Annotated in this window: 9 protein-coding genes; 3 read left to right on the forward strand and 6 right to left on the reverse strand. The window is 53.4% G+C overall.

Annotated features, from left to right (window positions below; all coding sequences use genetic code 11):
- The first annotated feature begins 386 nt into the window (after positions 1-386).
- Positions 387-578, forward strand: a complete 192-nt coding sequence (locus Q31b_RS22685; protein ID WP_390622343.1) for a tyrosine-type recombinase/integrase — start codon at positions 387-389, stop codon at positions 576-578.
- Between the two features lie 700 nt (positions 579-1,278).
- Here the strand turns inward: Q31b_RS22685 and ccsA are convergent.
- Together ccsA and Q31b_RS22695 are read right to left on the reverse strand one after the other, a co-directional pair.
- Positions 1,279-4,944, reverse strand: coding sequence for a cytochrome c biogenesis protein (gene ccsA / locus Q31b_RS22690; protein ID WP_231617774.1), 3,666 nt, complete (start codon positions 4,942-4,944; stop codon positions 1,279-1,281).
- Between the two features lie 9 nt (positions 4,945-4,953).
- Positions 4,954-6,294, reverse strand: a complete 1,341-nt coding sequence (locus Q31b_RS22695) for a hypothetical protein (protein ID WP_231617775.1) — start codon at positions 6,292-6,294, stop codon at positions 4,954-4,956.
- Between the two features lie 289 nt (positions 6,295-6,583).
- Here Q31b_RS22695 and Q31b_RS22700 point away from each other — a divergent pair, with 289 nt between their 5' ends.
- Complete coding sequence (locus Q31b_RS22700; protein ID WP_146601957.1) at positions 6,584-9,799, forward strand: hypothetical protein; 3,216 nt, start codon at positions 6,584-6,586, stop codon at positions 9,797-9,799.
- A complete protein-coding gene (locus tag Q31b_RS22705) occupies positions 9,786-15,467 on the forward strand; it encodes a protein kinase domain-containing protein (protein WP_146601958.1) in 5,682 nt (1,893 codons plus the stop codon). The genes Q31b_RS22700 and Q31b_RS22705 overlap by 14 nt, the downstream gene beginning before the upstream one ends.
- 279 nt (positions 15,468-15,746) lie before the next feature.
- On the opposite strand, the gene Q31b_RS22710 is transcribed toward Q31b_RS22705, so the two are convergent.
- The 4 genes from Q31b_RS22710 to Q31b_RS22725 form a co-directional block, all read right to left on the reverse strand.
- Entirely contained in the window at positions 15,747-17,594 is a 1,848-nt protein-coding gene (locus Q31b_RS22710) for a hypothetical protein (protein WP_146601959.1), read from the reverse strand.
- Positions 17,595-18,128: 534 nt separating this feature from the next.
- Positions 18,129-19,493 (reverse strand): ABC transporter permease, encoded by a 1,365-nt coding sequence (locus Q31b_RS22715; RefSeq protein ID WP_146601960.1) that lies wholly within the window; start codon positions 19,491-19,493, stop codon positions 18,129-18,131.
- Between the two features lie 2 nt (positions 19,494-19,495).
- Complete coding sequence (locus Q31b_RS22720) at positions 19,496-20,191, reverse strand: ABC transporter ATP-binding protein (protein WP_146601961.1); 696 nt, start codon at positions 20,189-20,191, stop codon at positions 19,496-19,498.
- A complete protein-coding gene (locus tag Q31b_RS22725; RefSeq protein WP_146601962.1) occupies positions 20,192-21,010 on the reverse strand; it encodes a hypothetical protein in 819 nt (272 codons plus the stop codon).
- Between the last annotated feature and the right edge of the window lie 58 nt (positions 21,011-21,068).

Below are 21,068 nucleotides of genomic sequence, written 5' to 3' on the forward strand. Positions count from 1 at the left end.
CAAGACAAATTGCTGCGCAGACTGTAAACTCATGAAGGGTCTTCCTTGTTTGTCGAAAGTGCTTGGTTGTTAAACACTTAGACGCAAGAAAGGCCCTTTTTGTTTGGTGTCTCGTGAATAATCCGGGCTAGCGGCCTGCTGATTTAGTCGGTTTGACTCGACTTATTGTTTAACGCCAAGCCATAGGCGACCGCTTATGGAAAAGCTGACGCCTTCGGCTAAGCGTTAAACAATTAAATCGACAGCCCGCTAGCGTCAAAACGGCTAATGCGCAGACTGTTTTTCGACCAATGAACGTAAACGCTTTGCTGCATGGGAGTTATCGAAACATTATGCGAACTCATGAATAATCCGGGCTAAGATTGTCGGAGATTCCAAAAAACGGTGTGCCTCATTCACTGCGTCACAGTTTCGCGACGCACCTTGTCGAATCGGGGACGGACATTCAGACGATCCAAAAGTTGATGGGGCACAAGGATGTTGAGACGACGATGGGCTACGTGCATGTCAGCCAAGTTCTTGGCAAAAGCATTAAGAGTCCGATGGATACTCTAGAGGATCGAACGTTAGAAGACTGAAATGAAGTCTAGAGCATTTTGCAAAAAGCCGTAGGCTGCGTGTTTAGTGGCTGTGGCTTCCAGCCGCAGCGTTCTTCTCAACTGGGGCTGGAAGCCCCAGCCACGTCAAAAATCAAAATGCTCTAGAGTTCCGAGTCTCGTTCACGCCGGCGCCCGGCAACAGCCAGGATTGGCGGCAACCAGCCCTTTCGATCGCCTAGCCCGGATGATTCATTAGCCGTTTTGGCGATAGCAGACTGTTTTTCGAGCAATGAACGTAAACGCTTGAAGGCGTAGACGTTAGCAAAACAATTTGCAAGCCCATGAATCATCCGGGCTAAGTTGTTTGGCAATCATCGGTTCGGACAAACCTGCTAAAAACACACTGTACGACAGCTTTTCCGGGCTGTCGTTGATTTCGACGGCCTGGAAAGGCCGTCGTACTTTTTTGATGAATAATCCGGGCGAGGTGGATCGATAACTAGTTTTCGGCACCCTCTGCTCTTGAGAGTGCTGATTGGGGGGCACCAAGTATCTGGATCCGAGATGTGGTCCAAGGTGTTCGTGATCATTCTCTGGACAGGTACCTCGACAGGTACCTCGCCTTGATGCGTCGCTAGCGAGACGGACAGGAAACCACTTTCGGCTCAGCGTATAGATCCTTCCCAGAAGTGCTTCTCCATCGAGCCTGCGATGCGGATGGTAGTTTGTCCACGGTTGGTTAGCTCACTTGACGGTTGGTTAGCTCACTTGGTTGCTTTCCTGCCAAGACTCCACCGACGATGAAGGCGATTTGAGTTACCAGGAAAGCGCAAAGCCACATCAGCACGCCGGAATCGAAGCCACCGTAGGCGTGAAGTCCGAGGCCAAGCTCGTTTGTTCCGAACCAGCTCCAGGCGGTCACGATGTTACCACCGATCGCCAACACGGCAAAACCTCTTGCTGCGACCATGCCATCCCAGCGGGCATGTAACATCAGAGCGTTCCAAATCACGATCAGCAAAGCTCCATTCTCTTTCGGGTCCCAACCCCAAAACCGGCCCCAGCTATCGTCGGCCCAGAGGCCACCGAGTACGGTTCCGATGAAGCTAAACAGGATTCCAAAACAGGCGGCTCCATAACAACACCGATACAAATCCTTGAGAGCTTTCGGATCTTTCCCCACCCATCCAGCAATCAAGTAACCGATCCCCAGCGTTCCTGCGACCAAGGTTGCTACGTATCCGAGCGTCACGCTCAGCACGTGGGTCGCCAACCAAAACTGAGTATCGAGGACTGCTTGCAACACGGGCATCGTATCGCCGCTGCTGAGCCCGTAGGCGACAAAGAGGGTCAAGACTCCCGATGCCGCAGACAGCATATTGCCTGTTCCATAACGGAAGATACGTTCAACGATCAAGCCAAAGACGACCGCGCCCCAGCCGATAAAGACGGCCGATGAGTACAGATTGATCACCGGTGCGCGTCCGGTGATGGCAACGCGGCAGAGGATGGCAACGGTATGAATGGCCACCGCGATCAGCAGTGTTCCCCAGACGACTTCGCGAAGCCGGGGCACATTCACGAGGAAGAACACCAGCCCCATGACGACTGCGATCAAGTACATGACCATTGCGACGCCGACAGGCCAATTGGATTGCGTCCATCGTTCGAGCGAAACGAGTTTCTTGTTGTAGCCACCGATTTCGTAGCTTTGCACTGCTGCCAAATGAGCGTCTACTGATTCGTTAAACTTCGCGGGATCACCCTTGTCGTAGGCTTCAATCATATCTCCAAACGATCGAATAGCAGCGGGGACCGCATCCTGATTGCCGAGTTGGACCGCACTTCGTGCCATATTGAAAAATGCGGGACCGTAGGGTTCCCACTTCGGATCGTTTGCTGACAATACTGCCACTTCTTTCTTGGGTGGTACGATCGCGGGCGCAGGCATCGCTTCGACGCTTTTCATCTGCTGTTCCAATTGGCGCAGAGCAAACAACCCTCGCGTCCGTTCGTCGGTCCCGGCTGGAAAAAAACGTTCCGGAATCTGTGGTGGCATCGGTAACCGCATGGCCGACGCCGTGATCATGTATTGGCGTGTGCGGCTACTCAGTTCGATCAACTTCTTTTCCTTGAACGACTGATCGTCCGCTTCTTTTTTGAACGCCGCATCGATCAACTTTTCTGTATTGCTCCAGTTCTTACGTACTTCGTCGAGCGAATACAGTTTGCTTTGGCGTCGCTCAAGCCCCAATTCGCTGCGGACTTCTTCGGCGTCAATGCGAAACATCGGCAAATGATTCAGTTCTTTTTCATCCGCCGCCACTTCCATCAACCACTGCATCGCCGACAATCGCTTCGCATCGGCACGTTCGGAGATACCAGAAGGGGCGGAATCGAGCGGCAGTGATTCTTTGTTGCTTATCGCTTTGAGTGTCATCCGCGCATAGGCGTCGAGCGGCATGATCCGTCCACCAAACTGGGTTGGGATCTTCCCGGCCGTGTAGAAATCGAACGATTGCACTCGAGCGGTCGGACGCAGCTTGTTCATTACAACGGACCAGGGAACCAGCATCACGACGGCAAACAGCCCTAATGCAGCAATCGAAACATAGACGGGCAATCGACTCGGAGGCGACAAGTTGTAGGTTGCGAGCGTCGCGAGTTCCTTTTCCGTTTCCCGTTGTCGCCTGCGCAAGAAACGCATCAGTGTACCAAGAAAGTGAGCCATCATCCCCAGCCCAACAATGCTGCAAGCCAGATAGGGGATCAACCAACCTGAATTACGAACGACTTGAATACCGGTAAGCTCTTTGCCGTTTGGCAGCGTCGAGTAGTTGGATTGATAGAAGGTTTCGCCTCGATAACGAAGCGGATTGTTCATCCAAATACGCTCTTTACGATCTTCGCCCGTCTTGGTGTCGACGATTCGAATCATCGAGGAAAAATCTCGCGGCGTGGACGTACCGCTATAAGTCACTTGACGGACGTCTTGCAGTTGAACCCAGAACGGTTTGACTTCACGATGATACCGGAGCCCAATGTCATAGTCTTTCCCCTTGACCGTGATGGAGTCGAACGAATCCGGTGTCGGATCACCGGGCACCAACGTTTGTCGATCCGACAGCAATTGGCTCAGCATATAAACGCCGAGCGAGTGGTCCGTTTCCTTATCGATCAATTCCACATAGGCCGAGGGGATATTGACCGAGTTATCAGCGCCACCTGATTTCGTGAGTGGAACGGCGATTGCCTCGGTTCCAATTCCCGCGTTGGCAAAGTTGTCGTCATCCGGTTCGACCCTTCGTAAAGCGGAATGATCGTAAAACGCCAAGACACGGACATCGACTGGAAGGGCCTCATCACGTACCGGTACGCCTGAAGCTTTCGACTGGACCATACGGCTGGCTGGAATCGCTGCTATCTTGTCGACACCTTCACCGCGATCGATGAACGCCAATTCGATAGAATCAAGGCTGATCATCGTGTTGGATGATTCACCTTCGACCAAGCTAAGTCGTTGTTCTAATTGGCGATCTCCGAAAACGAATTGGCCCACCATCAACAGGCCCACTCCTAGATGCAGCAGCATGTTTCCACCTTGTTTGTCGAATACCAAGCGGCATCCAACGAGCAGAATCAGTCCCGCCCCGAGTCCCTTGGTCAACTGCCAAACGATTCGCAGTCCGGGATCGTTGATACGAGTGCCGGAAATCAGGTAATAAGCTAACGAGGTGCCCGCGACGGCCGCAGCGATGACGAGCAACTTTCGTGCGGTCTTATCTTTCGCCTGGACCGCCGTCATCAGCAAACCAGCTGTCGAGATCGCCAAGACAGCCAAGACCCAATTCCAAAGCTCGGCATACTCCATCGGTGGCTCACCTTGAAGACCATCGCTACTGTGGCCCGACGAAATGATCAATCCAGCAACCAACGCGCCGCCCACTAGAAAGGTGATGCCGCCCCAAAGTTTCCAACCCGATGCATGGATCTTGAAACGTGTAATCTTCGCAGCGATTAGATTCACCATCAACAACATGCCGATTAACGCACCACCGGGAAAGGGAATGATGCCCGGTATCTTGGTTTCATGTGGAAAGAACGACTGCGGAAAAAAATCATCCAGATGCAGTGCAGCAATCCATGACAAGAAGTAACGGTTCTTGACATCAAGCATGTTCATTTCGTCTTGTGCCAGCGTGCCAACGAGCACCAGCACGAGCGAAGTGGCAAACAATGCGACGGTAAACTTGAGCGAACCGAGTGACCGCAGCGCGGTCATTGCAACACCACTCAACGTCATATCGGCCGAACCGTATTCGGCTTTCGACGTTTTGTGACGAGCACCATCGGGCTGGTCGTCGCGGCGGTCTTGTGGGTCGGCTGGAGTGAGAATACTGGCCATATTCGAAGTCTATAATTTCAGCGATTGAATGAATGATGTGGTGGCTTCATACTGATCCGCAACCGTTTCGGCGGGCCCGGTCATCTTAATGAATAAACTAAATCCATCCTCGAGTGGTACGATCGTGGCGTCGATTGAAGTGGTTTTTCCATCCGATTCCTCGCCCTCGAGGATAAACCGCTGGGATTCCTTTCCATCCACAACGATTTTTTCTGCATCCTCAATCATTTTGTCGACAGTCTCATCGGAGACACCACTGGGGCGAATCTGGCCGAGCCAACGGGCGACATTGCCCCGCAGGTCACCACCCGCCGGGATGATGGTAATCTCGGCTTCCGCGTCTTCGGGGCCAACATTAAAGGCAGCCAATCGCATCGAGGACATCCGTCCCGTCCGCCATCCATCGGGGCGCTCGTACTTGATTTTCGAATTGGCGTCCGCGTCCTCTTTCGCGTCCTCTTGCGATTCGGCGGTCGCTGGTTGCTCCGCCGCGGATGCGGGCATTGCCAAACCGCTGTGAACATCATCATTGGGCATTCGGCTATTCATCACATCGGCCATCGGCGGAGCCGTCATTGGGCCAGCTGCCATCGCAGGATTGTCGTCTGTTGCTTCGGTTTTCAGGTCGACCCAAATCGCTTGCTCGTCGGCGGCAGCAACCTCAAATGCCTCGCCCTCCGCCCATTTTTTGCTGGAGGGTGGAATACCAAATTGGCGCCGCCACCGATTCACATTAGCCAACACCTCCGCATCCCAATCCGACTGAGTGGATAGCGACGATATGCTTAGGTCAAGCTGCTTTTCAGGTGTATCGATGTTGACTGAAGCGAATCGCATCGGTTTGTCTGCGCCAATTCGCCAGCCCTCGGGTAGTTCGCTTAAATCGGGATTCCCGCCGGTAAATTTGACGTTCGTGACAAAGTTCTTCAAATCGGACTCGACTAACTCGATTGCTGATTCGGGGCCTGTGACCTTAAAGAACCACGTTTTACCTTCGGCCGGGAACATCGCAGCCAGCATTTGCTGCGTATCGCCACGAAAGGCCGCAGGTGCCTCCGTCGGTATTTCATAGGTCACGACCGGGTCGGATTGTTCGCAGCCAGACGCGGAGAATAGAAGTGGAATGGCAAAAGCCAAGCCGAGCATTGATTTCGGTGTGTAGAAACACCGCAAAAGCAAACAGATTTGCATGTCGCTATCGGATGGGGGATATGGAGGGAAACAGGCAGCAACGTATTCGTTACTGTAGCCAGAAATATGTGATTGACAACGCAGCAATTCGTAGTGGATCTTGTAAGAGATCCCGCAGAGCATAGGATCTTTAATCAGATCCACTACCGAAACAGCCATATCAGGGTAGGGTGTCCCTTACTTTATAGAAAGCCCAGGCCCGTTTTGTTCATCTTTTCGTGTAGATTTTGTTTGCAAGGAGGGGAGGTTTGCAAGGAGGGAGGAACCGCAAGCTGGAAGCTTGCGCCACTCTTCTGTTTTCATGCATTCATTTTGGCGACGATCGATTATCATAGAGAGTCCCCAAGCAATGGGTCGGTGGCCGTAACGCAGCCTTTTTTTCTCTTTGTCCGCGATCCGCATGAAAATCCAGCGTTTTCTATCGCTAAGATGCCAAAGTGCCATCCAAATGATGTCACGCTGGTCCTCGTTGTCCGATCGGTGGACCCGTTCTCCCAAACCGCTGCCAATCCACCTTCGGCGCGGGCTGCGGCCGATGTTTGGGCGTCTGGAACCTCGGATTGTCCTGGATGCGTCGGCCGTGCTCAACGATTTGGGCCAATTGGTTATCACTGGTACCGCGGCAGCCGACACGGTCAAATTGGAAGTCGATGCGGTGGGTGACCTGACGCTCTACAACCAAGATGACCAAATCATCTCGATCGCGGGCCATCCTGGAGCGAGCGAAACCGAACCGCTTTCACAAAACTCCGTCACGTCAAACCAAATCATTGTTTTTCTTGCCGGCGGCGACGACGTCTTCGAAGCGCAGCTACCGAGTGGACTCGATGTGACCCTATTCGATGGTGCCGGTTTGGATTCGGTATCGCTAACGACATCGAGCAGCGGACCGATTCGCGAATCGAGCTACACGATCGATGCCGAATCGATCACGCTGAACGAAAATGTCTCGAGCGAGTTTGACCTGCTCGATGATCAACTTTTGCTCAGCGGCGACGTTCATCTCGCAATCGCTGGAGACCCGTTTGAGCTAAACGTCAACCGCGGCGATCTACTGGTGGAAGGTCGTTTGATTCTGGGCGGCGATGTCGACATCTCTGCCACTTCCGGGCGAGTGTTCCTCGGTGATGCTACCGTTACCGCTGACGCCGCCGCCGCCAGTTTGTCGATCCATCTTGGCAATCAGATGGTTTCCGGTGCAAGCATTGACTTCGGCAGTGCCGACGATTCGGGTGGACATCGACTCGAGAACCTGAGCATCACATCGACGTCGATCATCACGGCGGAGCGTGGTCCGATTGAAGTTGCTGGTGATCTAAATCTGACCAGTGAAGCGTCGACTGTCACTCTGGATGGCTTAATATCAGCGGATAAGATCGCCATCGAAGCCAACGGAAACGTGTCGATCCATGGCGACCCGCTGACCACGACCCAAATCCAAATTGCTTCGGGTGGAGGTGACGTGGAAGTAGGTGGCTCGATCAATATCGATGACTCGATCATGATCAATGCTCAACACGGCAACGTCGACTTTAGCGGCAGCGTGATCACTAGCAACTCCGGCGGTGATGTGTTGACGATACGCGATGCCGGTGACATCACTCTTGCATCGATCAACGCAGCCAATGGACATCTCGTCCTCGGCGTCAACCAAGACATCGTCGGACGCATTGAGCAAGCGGGCGGCTCTTCACTCATCATCGATCGCCTAACGGTATCGAGCGATAATACAATTGACCTGTCGAATGTTGACAATCAAATTGCCTCGGTTGAGTCGATTCAATCGCGTGGTGATGTGACCCTTTACGATTCGAACGAAGGGATGGAAGTCAGGCGAATCGATTCAGGGGGCGGCAATGTACGGATCGAAGTCAGAAGCGATCTTGCGGGCGTTGATCTTGCGGACTTACGACTCAGCGAATCGATCCGCAGCCAAGGTGGCAACATTGTCCTACTCGTCGATCGAGACATCGTCATTGACTCGGGGGCAATGGTCGACGCGGCCGCCGGAACGATTCGGCTCGAATCGATGCGTGACGTTTACCTGACAGGCCTTCGGACTCTCAACCCTTCGGACGGCGCGGTGACGGTGCTTGCCGAATCGGGGGCGATTATTGACTCGGGTGATACCAATCAGGACATGGATGCTGATTTCGGAGGCGTGATTTTGACCAGCCTGAGTGGAATCGGTGTTGGTAATGCATTGGAAACATCCATCGATCGGGTGCAGGCTACAGCGATTCAAGAGGGATCGATTGAGATCAGCGAATCGAATTCGGTTCGACTCGAAAGCATCACCACCAGCGACGGAGAAATCCGCGTCTCGGCCGCCGACGACATCGTCATCGCAGATCAGCGCGATCAAGATCTTAACTCCGCATTCGAAGTAACCCCAATCATTATCGCTCTCGGCGATAATGGACGTATTCAATTGGATGCTGGAAATGGTGTGGACGATCAACTAAGGATAGGAAACGGTGTCGGCATCATCGCGTCACAGTCAACTCTTGGAGCGGTACAACTCGACGCGGCGAACATTGTCTTGGGCGAACAAATTGAAATTCGCACGGGTGATGACGTCGGTGTCGCCCGTGCGTTCTCACCTCGACCTGTGATCGGGGCGATCGATCCTGCGTTCTACGACCCTGATTCCATCCGTACCAATCGATTGCAACAAGCGAATGCCAACGACGGTGAGGGTGTGCTAACGGTCGGAATTGGACAAACGGGCGAACGAGGTTTAACGCTAAACATCGATTGGGGTGCTGAGACCAATCGTTATCAGCAGGTTGATTCCATCGTCGGCGGACAAGCGACAAGTGTTTCTCACGTTTACACCGAGCAGGACATTCTAAGCAGCACACTCAATGGCCGCTCGTCGGCGACCGCGCCATTGGAGGTCCGTTTTTCGGTTCGCCATCATGAATCGATCATCCTTACTGGTGACACCGTCACGCAAGGTGTGCTCGATCCGAACCCGACGATCGCTGAGCAGTCGTTGCCGATTCGAGCGGGCGAAACCGAGAGTGTTTCCAGCGGAGTCGTTTCGGCGACCGATAACGACAACCCGCTACGTCCTGATTTGAACGCGAACTTTGTCACCAATTCGGTTTCCGACAATTCATCACTCACTCACCAAAATGGTACCGCTCGGTTTATCATTCCCAACTTGACGATTCCAGTAGCGTTCTTTCCCGTTCGCGATGTGCTACCGCAGCCCGAAGAGATGGAACTCGTCGTGCGCAACGAAACAATGTTGTCGCCAAAGGGTACGAGTGTAGAAACATCCGAAGCTTCGGCATCACCATCGTCGACACGTGAGGAGTACTTTCAAATTCGAGTTCTGTCACCCGACCCATTCGGTGACGATTTAGCGGAACCCCAGCGATTGCCCGACAATGTTCTCGAAGGAGACACGCTCAAACGATTATTCGCCAATTTGCCCGATGGTCGCTATGCGATCGAGTACATACTTGGTGACGGGAATGGGCGAACGATTATTGAAGTCGACGTTCGCGATGGCGAGCCGATCACTTCAGGCGACGAGCTTGATGGTGGATATTTGGAACTAAAACGACTCGAACAATTGCCATCCGAGGATCGACAAGAGGAATCATCGGTGATTCGCAGCGGAGAATCAGGGGGGCGTGATGACCAGAGATAGCAAAGACAACGAGAATCACGATCCAAGTTCGCAAGACGATCCGAACGAGAATCCGGCGCAAGATCTTTCATTCGAATCGACTCGGGATATCGTTCCGTCGAACGATCTCAATACTGAAACGGTGGATCTCGAATCAACAACCCGTGTTGAACCAGAGGAAGATCCTTCTCGGACGCAACCGGTTGGTTACGACATGACCCTATCGGCCGCTGATCTTGAACAAACGGTAGCGGAAGGAGTGGCCGGAAAACACGATCCAGGGTCTACTGCGCGATCCGATCCGAGGCAAGGCAGAGATATTGACAGGACACTCGATGCCTCGGATTTAGAATCCACGTTGGATCAAACCACCCCGCTCGTTGGTTCGCCAAAACGAGGTCAAGACGGAACGGTTGTGATTGATTCATCAAGTGGCGCAACCGGAACGCCAGACGACTCAAACGAAGCGTCCTCCGAAGCGGACTTCAATCAATCCATTTTGGCCAGCAAACAGGTTGGGGCAACGATCAATCCTCGCGAAATGTCGGATGAAGATGCGGAGCTTTGGGAATCGCTCACCGCAGGCAGCCGGCATGAACCAAGTCAGTTAGCGCCCGCGATTGAGCGATCTCTGCGCGAAACAAACCTGCAAATCAATGCTCGCAGCGTCACAAAGGGGAAACTAAATTCGTCCGAAAAATCGGACTATCGCCTGGTTCGACTGCTTGGCAAAGGGGGGATGGGCAACGTCTACATCGCCCGCCAAGGCTCGCTTGATCGGATGATCGCGGTAAAGATCATTCGTCCGCTTGAAAAAGAGAAACGCCAGAAATTGCTCGCCGATGGTCGACTCGAGATGGTCGAAGAGGATCGTCGTCAACAATTCCTTTCCGAAGCGGTGGTCACGGGCGATTTAGACCATCCCAATATTGTGCCGATCCATGATATCGCAGTGATGGGCGATGAGACACTTTTCTATGCGATGAAACGGGTGGTCGGTACGCCGTGGTCCAAAGTGATCGCCGAAAAGACTCGTGACGAGAACTTGGAAATCTTGTTGAAAGCGTCGGATGCAATCGGCTTCGCACACACTCGCGGAGTCGTGCACCGCGACATCAAGCCCGAGAACATCATGCTTGGCGACTTCGGCGTCGTGATGGTAATGGATTGGGGCTTGGCTCTACCGACGGCCGAATTTGAAAAGCATGATTCCGTTTTTCCTACGACGGGGTTAGGTGGTTCACCAGCATTCATGGCACCGGAAATGGCGACCGGACCACTCGATCGGATTACTGCAGCGAGTGATGTTTATTTGCTCGGTGCAACGCTGTTCATGATTATCACCGGCACGCCACCTCATTACGGAGAGACCGTCCGCGAGTGTATTCAAGCGGTCACGGCGAATAAAATCCGCGAATTCGGTAACAAGCATTCGGGTGAGTTGATGGAAATTGCCTTGAAGGCAATGGCGACTCAGCCGGTTGATCGCTACCCCAGCGTCGTTGAGTTTCAACAAGCGATTCGCGACTATCGCTCTCACGCCGAAAGTGTCGCGTTGGCCACGCGAGCGGCTGAAGATTTAAAAAGGGGGCAAACGTCAAAGCAGTACGCCGATTTCTCGCGATCGATCTTCGGGTTCGAAGAAGCATTGTCGCTTTGGGGGAAAAACAAACCTGCCATCACTGGTCTTGATCGAGCACGAATTCTCTATGCCGAAACAGCGTACGCGAATGGGGATTACGATAACGGATTGCAAGTGCTCGATCCGTCCAACGATTCACACGCTCCGCTCATCGATAAACTGCAGGCTGGGATCCGAGAGCGTGAAAGTCGCACCAAGCGTTTTCGCCTGTTGCGTCTAGCGGTAGCTGCAATGTTGGTTTTCATTTTGATCGGTGGTTCGGTCGCGATCGGTTTGATAAACGCTCAGAAGAATCAAGCTCGCCGCAGTGAACAATTGGCCAACGAACAAACCCTGATCGCGCAAAAAGCGAAAGAGCAGGAAGAAAAGCAGAAAGAGGCCGCGATCAAAGCAAGGAATGATGCCACTCGTCAACAAGAAATCGCCAAGGCAGAAAAGCTCAGAGCGGAAGAAAACGAACGATTGGCGATCGAAGAAAAAGAACGGGCTGATGCCGCTTTGCTAGCGGAAACCAAAGCGAAACAGGCAGCGGTCGAAGCGGAAAAGCAAGAGCGTGAGGCGAAGCAGGATGCCATTGTCGCTCGCGATGAAGCGGAAACCCAACGTGGACTTGCTGAGTATGAAAGCTATCTCTCCAACATTGGATTGGTCAAAGCGCGTATCGAACGAAACAATTTCGAAAAAGCACGCAGCATGCTGCGAGACATCGCTGAACGCCAACAACAAAAAAATGGCATCACCGATTTGGGGTGGGAGTACCGCTGGCTGAAGCGGCAAGTCAATCAGTCGCAGTCGGTTGCAACGGTAACAGCAGCCGTGAAGAACCTCGTCGTCGCTCATGCGGGCGACTTCGCGATTTGTGTCGCGGCGGACGGTTCGGTTTACCGGCTAGCGGTATCGGCAAATGGGATCATCCGCGGCGAAAATCCTAGCGAACCAGCAAACAACATCGACACAGGCTCTGCAACCGCCGCGGCCGTTTCGGCTGACGATACGTTGATCGCTCTAGGAACGGAATCAGGCGAGATCCAAATCTGGGACGCTGCTTTAACACGTCTCAAGCAAACACTTCATGGACACTCCGGGGCAATCACCTCGCTCCGTTTTGCTGATCGATACCGTTTGGTGTCGGCCAGTCATGATCGAACGATTCGCATTTGGGATGCTGAAAGCGGCAAGCAGCAATCCCAAGGTTGGCATATCGCAGGTGTGAAACAGATCGATATCGCACCCGTCAAGGGATTGTCCGATTGGTTGATCGCAGCTGCTGTCGCCGATGCATCGAGTGGACGTGTGGTCTTGTGGGAAATGAAAGCCTCAGAAGAATCGGTTACAACCGAGCGCGTCGGTGTTTTCGATTTGCACACCCGGCCTGTTTCGGCGGTCTGTTTGTCGTCGGATGGAAGTTTGGCGGCATCCGGGGATCTTAGTGGTGCGGTGATGATTTGGCAGACCAACGAGGTTGACGACATTGATTATGCAGAAGCGATCGGATCGGCCATCACCGATCTAGGTAAACCATCGGGAGGTCGAAGGCCGAAACGCACGTTGACTGCTTCGCGTTTGATCGACGAGAAACTGCAAGAATACCGGCCGGACCTGCTAGCTCGGTCCGAGCAAACAATCGCGGCGGAGGAATTGTTGGCTCACCGTGACACGATTCGCTCGATCGAGTTTTCCAAGGACGCTGGCAAACTGCTAACCGCTTCGGACGATTTTACCTTGAAACTCTGGGACACCCAATCACGCCGCATGACCCATTCGCTTCGTGGCCATGGTGGGTGGGTAACCACCGCTGTCATGGTCCGGAAAGATTCAAATCATGTGCTATCGGGTTCGACCGACAAAACGGTGCGTTCTTGGACGCCTGAAACCTATGTTGGTCAATCCGTTGAATCCCGATTTGCATCCTCGTCGCAAAACGATTCGATCGATAATACGGCGGATTTAACCAAGGTTTACGCTCACCATGACGAAATTTGGTCGGCCAGGTTTAGCCCCGACGGCAAACGAATCGTGACCGCAAGTCGCGATCGGACCGCGAGAGTGCTTCGTGTTGATCCGGTCAAAATGACGTTGTCGCCGATCGGAGAATTAAGGGATGATGTTTCGAGAGAGGATAACGAACTGCTCCGCGAGGGGACCTCTTATGTTGCCATGTCGATGGCGATTGATGCGAAGCGAAACCGTTTGTTCGTCGGTAGCGCTGATTCGACGATTCGAATTTGGGATCTACAGCGTGGTACCGAGATTGGACGAATGAAGGCGACGGGATTGAATCAATCGATCGCGTTATCACGAAATGGAAACCTCTTGTTGTCTGGATCAAGTTCCGAGAAAGTCAAAGCACTGTTATGGAATATTTCGCCTGGCGGTTCTCCCGATCCACGGGTGGTTCATCGACTTAGCGGTCATGATCAAGCGGTCACCGCGTTCGCGATTTCCGGCGACGCAAAACGATTGTTTACCGGCGACCGAGACGGACGAGGGATTCTTTGGGACGCCGAATCAGGAAAACCGATTGGTGAACCGATCGACGTTGTTCGCGGCTACCGAATCAATGCGGCCCAGTTTTCTGGTTCTGGCAAATCCGTGTTCATTGCGGCAGACGACCAGCAATTATGCGAAATTGATTTGGCAACGCGTACGCTTGTCCGCCAATGGGGGCACGACGGATTTGTGACGTCGATGTCACTTTCCACGGATGAGCATTTTGCGTTGACGATAAGCGAACAAACCACCAATGAACAAATTGAAACGACGGCGACGTTGTGGGATCTCCGCTTGCCTGCCAATTCGAAATCGAATTCTCGAGACCTAGAACGAAGTGTCTTGAGCCGAAACTCAGCAGGCAACAAACCGAAGGCTCAGGCATCCGAGACGATCGCGGATGACGTCATCACCACAAAGGGACGTATCACATCCGCGACAATTGGACTCGATGGAAACACTCTCATGGTAACTCATGTGGCAGCCAATCGAGCCGCTAGAATCAGTGTTTGGAGTTTGGGTCAACACGTCGATGACGCGAAACGTGAACCTTGGTTCGAAATGCCAACACGAATTACCAGCGTCGAAGCGACGTTGCCGATCTCGAGCGAAAGGTTCTTGACATTGAACGGTGATGCTGCATTCCTTTGGGATGCAAAACGGGAAAAACACCTGCGGAGTTTTCGTGCAAACGGGCCGGTTCAGCAAGCAAGTTTTTCGGCCGATGGCAAGTACATCGTCACCGCTAGCCGATCGATCAAGGTTTGGAATGCGGAATCGATGCAAGCGATTGGCAAGCAAGAAGTCGCCCACAACGGACCGGTCCGATCGGTCGAGTTCGCCAAGGGGCGATATCAAGGCCAAGTCGATTACCGAATCGTCTCGGGTGGCGACGACGGGTCCGTTCGTCTTTGGCTTTGGAATCCGCAAAGCGAAACGGTCACCAAGATTGCGGAGTTTGATTTCGGATTTCCTGTATCCTCGGTTCGTATGGGGCACGACGGCAAGACGATCTTTGCCGCAGGCATTGGCGGGAAAGCCAAAGCATGGCAAATCGAAGCACCGGATAAGCCGACCGTCTTTCACTACCATCCTCGTGCCGATGAGGAGTCGGAACATATGACGGAACTGACATGTCTTGCGGTTTCCGACGACGGCAAGTGGTTAGCGGCTGGCACCGATCAAGCGACCGCCGTGCTCTGGTCGGTCCCCCGTTTTGATCGTGGCGTTAATGACGATGAAGTGCGATTGCCGATCGAGATGAATGGCCATGCTCAGCGGATCGAGGATATTGCGATCTTACAAGACGGATCGTCGCCGATGAGGATTTTTACCGCCAGCGCAGATCAAACGGTTCGCGTTTGGGATCCACGTTTGTCGCTGGGCAAGAAAAATCTATCTGCGAATTCGCAAGCGAGAGAAGTCTTGGTATTAGAGAAGCACGCCTCCAGCGTCACCGCCGTCGATCTGGCAGACCAAGGCGCATTGATGATGTCCGCCGGTCGCGAAGGCGTCGTCAACCTCTGGCCCGCCTTGCCACGGATTTCGTCTCCCTAAACGATCGCCGTGATTCCTGGTGAACCATCAGCGATTGTTTGAACAGGCGGACATCCAGAGGATCTTTTGAGATTGATCGAAGTTAAGAATCTTCTGCTTTGCTCGCCGGGTCCCTCTTCTGAGCGAAAACATGTTGGCTAGAGCATCGTGGCTGTGGCTTCTAGCCACAGCGTTCTTGCAGAATACCGTAGGCTGAGTATTTCGTGGCTGTGGCTTCTAGCCACAGTGTTCTTCTCAACTGGGACTGGAAGTCCCAGCCACATCAAAAATCAAAATGCTCTAAAACATCGGTGGCAGCCCGGTGAAACCGCGCGGGTAGTAGTTGACTTGGAATTGGAATTCCCAGTCGAACAACCGATCGTCACCGCTTCGTAGGGGGACACCAACGCCCACGGACGTGGTCAAGTTTGTGCCCCATTGAGCGACGGTGCCGAAATTGGCATTGAGGATATCGAGCCGATTGGCGACGTTGCCGACTTCAAATGGTGCGTCTGGCGACGATCCGGCGCTAAAGTCATCACCGTAGATTTGTACCGGTTGCCCATTGGGGTCGACGCTGCGGAAGGTTGCAATATCGGCATCATTCAAAGTTGAAGTGTAGTGCAACTCCGACAGCAAGGCGACGCGTTGCAATCGGCTGTAGCCGCTGTTCGCTTGAAAGATAACCCGCCCGAGCGACAGGTCAATCGACAACAGGGTTTGCTCTCGAATTTCCTTTTGTTGTTCGTCGCTTAAATACTGGTTGTACAGCTCGCCGGTGTTCGAATCACGAAAAGCACTGTAATTCGGATTGGTGATAAACGCATTGCTATCGCCCGATTGGTAAACATCGGTGTAGAGTTCTCTATATCGAACTTGGTTGTGCCCAATTGGCGCTTCGATCGAACAGAAAGCATTCATGAATGTTCGGTTCGTCAATTGTGAGGCCACGGCCAGAAACGGGGTCAACGAAACCGTGTTGTAGTCGGTTTCAACGGAGCGACCGCGAAACAGGCTAATCGAGGGACGCTGCGTGGGCGTTCCGTTATCATCGAAATCGATCGATTGGCCGTCGATGTTGACACCATCACTTACAAACAGGCTGGAATCTTTCGAGACCGGAATGCGGGTTCCCAGTCCAATGCTCGCGACGGCGAATCTGCTTCTATGAAACGCATACTTATTGATGATCGTAAAATCTTGTAATTCAACATCATCGCTGCCGAGGGTCAGATCGGGCGACGCGATGCCAAAAAAGCGATTGTCGATTTCAAACGGGACGTTCGTATTGCTTCCATCAAAGACTTCCAAGAACTGCGTCGCGATAAACGCCTGCTCGGATCCGAGTGTGGAAACGAACGGAAGGCGAAATTCAACGGAGAAATTGTCTGTGATCCGTCGTTCGATTCCGAACTCGAACAGGTGGGTATCAAACTTCTGCTCGAACCCTTCGACTTCCGGTTGAATGTAGTAGAGGTTCAAATCGGGGTCGTATATGTATACCGTTTCGCCCGTTGGCCGGAGGGCATTGACTGACGCTGCATCGTCAAATCGGTGGTATCGGAACGACAACCGGTCACGCGGGATCGCCGAGTTGTTGTCGCTGATCTTTGAATTGGTTGCCACGGTGCCACCGCTGGTCAAGGCCGGGTTGGCATCACCAGCGAGGTTGTAGGTGAAACGCGTCGTTCGGGCTCCCCCGATGTAGTCACCCATCATGTTGGGAATGTCTGAGAACGCCAAGTCGCCTCCGCCGCCGGAACCGAAGTTGGTGGCCAAGCCTTGGCTGAGATCAAAATTTGTCGCCGCCTCATCGAGTGTGGCTGCGTCGATCGCTTCTGGTTGAGGAAGATCGTTAGAGTCGGCGAGTCCGGTGTCCCCTGGCGCAACGGGTTGTTCTTGGGGGGCGGTACCATCAGAAGGCGGTTCGATGGGGGTGGAGCCATCTACGATCGGTGTCGATTGTAAGTTGACCGGCGGACACCATTCAATGATCGGGGGACACGCTTCGCTGACAATCGTCTGGCATGGGTGGGGGACGCACGCACTGATATCTTCGGCGATTGCGTGGGCGCAGAGCGAAAGGGAGCCCAGCAGTGGGGCGATAAGCAATGCGATCCGCGATCGCCGCAGTTGGAGTCGGGACATTAGAAACCTTCCTTAGTTTCCCTGTTGATTTTCTGGCCGAGCGGAAATCCTTCTCCCCTCGATTGAAACCAGCGAGACCGCTCGATTCCTTGATAAATTCGGCCCTTCCGCTAGGGGGCGTTGAGCCGCCACCCTGTTTTTTGGTCTGAACCGATCGATCCGGTTATGACGTTGGCCTGAACGGGGTCAATGGAACGACCTTGCCTATCAACGGAAAGCTGCTGCCTGTACTGCTGCTTTTCTCGTTGCTCTGCGCAGCGCCAATGATTGTAGGAAGGTCAGAACCAACGATGATTGAATCCTGCTGTTGGCAGTGTCGTGCGACGTGAAGGCACCGTAAACCATTCTGGGCGGTGAAATCCATAACCGACTCGATTGAAGCTGGCGATTCGGAACGTGGACCGGTTGGGATTCATTCCACGCACACGGCCTCCCTTTCGGTGCCTGGCATCGCAAGCCCATACGGACATTGGGGAGCACTCGGCACACGAGCGTCCAAGGACGTTCCGCAAGATGTTTAGTCGGGACGAAGCACTAGGCGGCTAAGTTTGAACCGACGTCGGTTCGGTACGCGCTCCACGCTGGCAAGAAGCCTGCCAACAGAGCCAGCGTGATGACGAGCGGTAAAATCGCCAACTCGTAATTACTGGTCGTGAATAGCGTCACCTGCACTCCCGTTTGCGCTTCGATATAACCGCTAGATACCAGGATAGCGAGGTGGGCTAGGAACCAACCACACAGACCACCGATCAGGGCGATGATAAGGCTCTCGGCCAAGATGATCGTCGTCACCGTCTCTCGTCTGGCCCCGAGTGCTCGCATGACAGCAATGTCTCGGCGGCGATCGTTCATTGAATTGTAAATGGCGACCAATACGCCCACTGCGGCGACGACACAGGTGATCAGCGTGATCGCTAACAAGGCCTTCAAAAGTGGCCCGACGATCGCGGTCATCAACTTGGCAATCTCGCCGACGGGCGCGGCGGCTTGGGATTGCAGTCCTTCGTTGATTTTGTTCTGCATTCCTGGTGCAAACATCAGATTTCCGTTGCGAACCAAGATGGACGTCACCTCTCGTTCGGGGATCGTCAACGGTTTGTGATCGGGGTCGCGGCTTTTCCAATCATCGCTTACGACGATGGTTTCGTCGCCGACCAATGGTTTCGAATGATTCTCGAGCAGATAAAACCCTTCCAGATTGACGAATGCTGCGCGATCGTTGGGGGTCCCGGTAGGTGCTAAAATTCCGACAATCACGAAACCTTGGCCGTGGCCTTGCCCTTCGGGGTCGCCGTGGGTTGGATAGAATGTCTCACCGACATGAACGTCCATCTCCGCTGCGACTCGCGATCCTAAAACCGCTTCAAAATAGCCGTTCTCATCGGAGTACTCTTGAAACGCCCGCCCTTCCTTGAAGCGAAACTTCTCATCAACGTTGGATCCATGCCGTAGCTTTTCAAAGAAATCGGGTATGGTTCCCACAGCACGAAACTCGCCGAAATAGTCACCAAGGGCCAAGGGGATCGCGTAGCCGCCCGCGACGAACGCAGCATATTCACCATCTCGCTCGCCCAATGCCGGGTCGCCACCATACTTCCGCACCATTTCGGCGCGATCGGCAGAATCAAAGAATTCCATGTATTCCGTGAAGGGCAAATTCTCAATCGGTTGGCTCAAGTAGTAAACGCTGTTGAGCGTCAATTGAAGGGCACTTCCCTTCGGTCCCACCACTAAATTGTAGCCAACCGATGCATTGCGAGAAAACGCTTCGGTGACGATACCGAATACAGACAACACCAAAACAACCAAGCCGACCCCGAGAGCCAACGAGAGGGTGGTTAGGAAGCTCGAAAGTGAGCGGTGACAGAAATTACGCCAAGCAATTTGAATTAATGACATCGTTACGACGTTGTGGGTGCGAAAGCATGATTGATCTGCTCTAAACTATCGACTCGTTCGAATCGCTTCGCCACATCCATGCTGTGGGTGACCATTAACATGGCCAAGTTTTCGTCGACGCAAGATTGCTGGATCAGATCGAGAACCGATTCGGCACTGACGGGATCGACGTTTGCCGTCGGTTCGTCAGCAAGTAGCAGTTTGGGTTTGCCTGCGAGCGCTCGAGCGATGGCAACACGCTGTTGCTGACCCACGCTCAATTGACTCGGGCGATAGTGTGCGCGATCGGCCAATCCGACGCGTTCGAGCAAATCGAAGGCTCGACTCGCCCCGTGGTGGCCGCGCCCGAACGTCATCCCCAACCGCACGTTCTCTACAGCTGTAAAGGCTGGCAACAAATTGAAGGTTTGAAAGACATAGCCGATCGTCGACGCACGGAAACGATCGCGGCCTTGTTCACTCAATGAGGTTAACTCGGTACCAGCCAAGCGAATCGAACCACTGTCGGGAGTCAGAAGTCCGGCGATCAAATGGAGCAATGTCGTTTTACCGCCACCGCTTTCGCCGATCAATGCGACCTGCTCTCCGGCAGCAATTTCGAAGTGCGAAACGTCAAGCACTTTCAATCGCCCACCACCAGGTTGGTCGAACGTTTTAACGACATCGGTAATCTGAAGCGTCTTCGGAATTCCGTTCATCTAAAGTACACTTTCGGCGACGGTTCGCTTAAGGTCAGCACGGAATTGGTCGATCCGCCACTGCCCGTCCCCATCGGGATCAATTTTGTATTCGAGCGAGACGTACACATCGGTCGATGGTTGTCCAGGAGGCGTCGTGAAAACCATTTCGGCAAGTTGCCGTCCATAATGCTGGTAGACTCGTACGCCACGTTTGATTTGCCAATCAACCTCAGGTCCCAGCCCATAGACTTTCAGGTTCATACCCGATGACCGAAATTCGTCCATCGATTTAATCAACTCCTCACTCGATTGATAGTGTTCTCTGAGCGGCATGTGGACTGGCAATCGGTTGACGGCATCCTTTTTCATTTCCAGAGCAATTTCGAAATCACCTTCGCCGACGATCTTAAGATATTGACGTGCGAAGTATTCCGCTTGGTTGCCTAAGGTCGATGAACGACCGTGGTGGATAAAGAATCCGCATGTGCCGAAGGCGACGGCCAAAACCATGCCAATTTTAGCAGCCGTGACCCCCGTCGGCTTCGGCCCATCCCACTTTCGCAGCGCGACGAACCCGATAGCAATGGCGGCGAGTGGCAGCGCGATCATCACATATCCGATCAGGGCGGTGATGCTGAGCAACCCCAACAGGAGGCATAAAATGCCTGAGATTCGAAACGGCGCAATCTCTTCATCCGTTTCGAAGCCTCCCTCCGCTCCCATCATCGGCACGATGGGATTTTGGCCGGGGGGATTTTGGCCGGACGGATTTTGGCCGGGGGGATCGTGGTCAGGCGGATTCTGGTCGGCTAATTTCGGGTCTGCGTTCGATGCCATGTTTCAACAGAAAACGAGTTTGGTGCGATTCGAGTATCAAATAAATACCTGTGCGATT

The organism is Novipirellula aureliae, assembly GCF_007860185.1.
In the GTDB taxonomy this organism is placed as follows: Bacteria; Planctomycetota; Planctomycetia; order Pirellulales; family Pirellulaceae; genus Novipirellula_A; species Novipirellula_A aureliae.

Coding starts and splice junctions, on each gene's coding strand:
- Q31b_RS22725 (WP_146601962.1), bottom strand. CDS start 21,010: ATGGCATCGAACGCAGACCCGAAATTAGCCGACCAGAATCCGCCTGAC.
- Q31b_RS22710 (WP_146601959.1), bottom strand. CDS start 17,594: ATGTCCCGACTCCAACTGCGGCGATCGCGGATCGCATTGCTTATCGCC.
- Q31b_RS22715 (WP_146601960.1), bottom strand. CDS start 19,493: ATGTCATTAATTCAAATTGCTTGGCGTAATTTCTGTCACCGCTCACTT.
- Q31b_RS22720 (WP_146601961.1), bottom strand. CDS start 20,191: ATGAACGGAATTCCGAAGACGCTTCAGATTACCGATGTCGTTAAAACG.
- Q31b_RS22700 (WP_146601957.1), top strand. CDS start 6,584: ATGATGTCACGCTGGTCCTCGTTGTCCGATCGGTGGACCCGTTCTCCC.
- Q31b_RS22705 (WP_146601958.1), top strand. CDS start 9,786: ATGACCAGAGATAGCAAAGACAACGAGAATCACGATCCAAGTTCGCAA.
- Q31b_RS22695 (WP_231617775.1), bottom strand. CDS start 6,294: ATGGCTGTTTCGGTAGTGGATCTGATTAAAGATCCTATGCTCTGCGGG.
- ccsA (WP_231617774.1), bottom strand. CDS start 4,944: ATGGCCAGTATTCTCACTCCAGCCGACCCACAAGACCGCCGCGACGAC.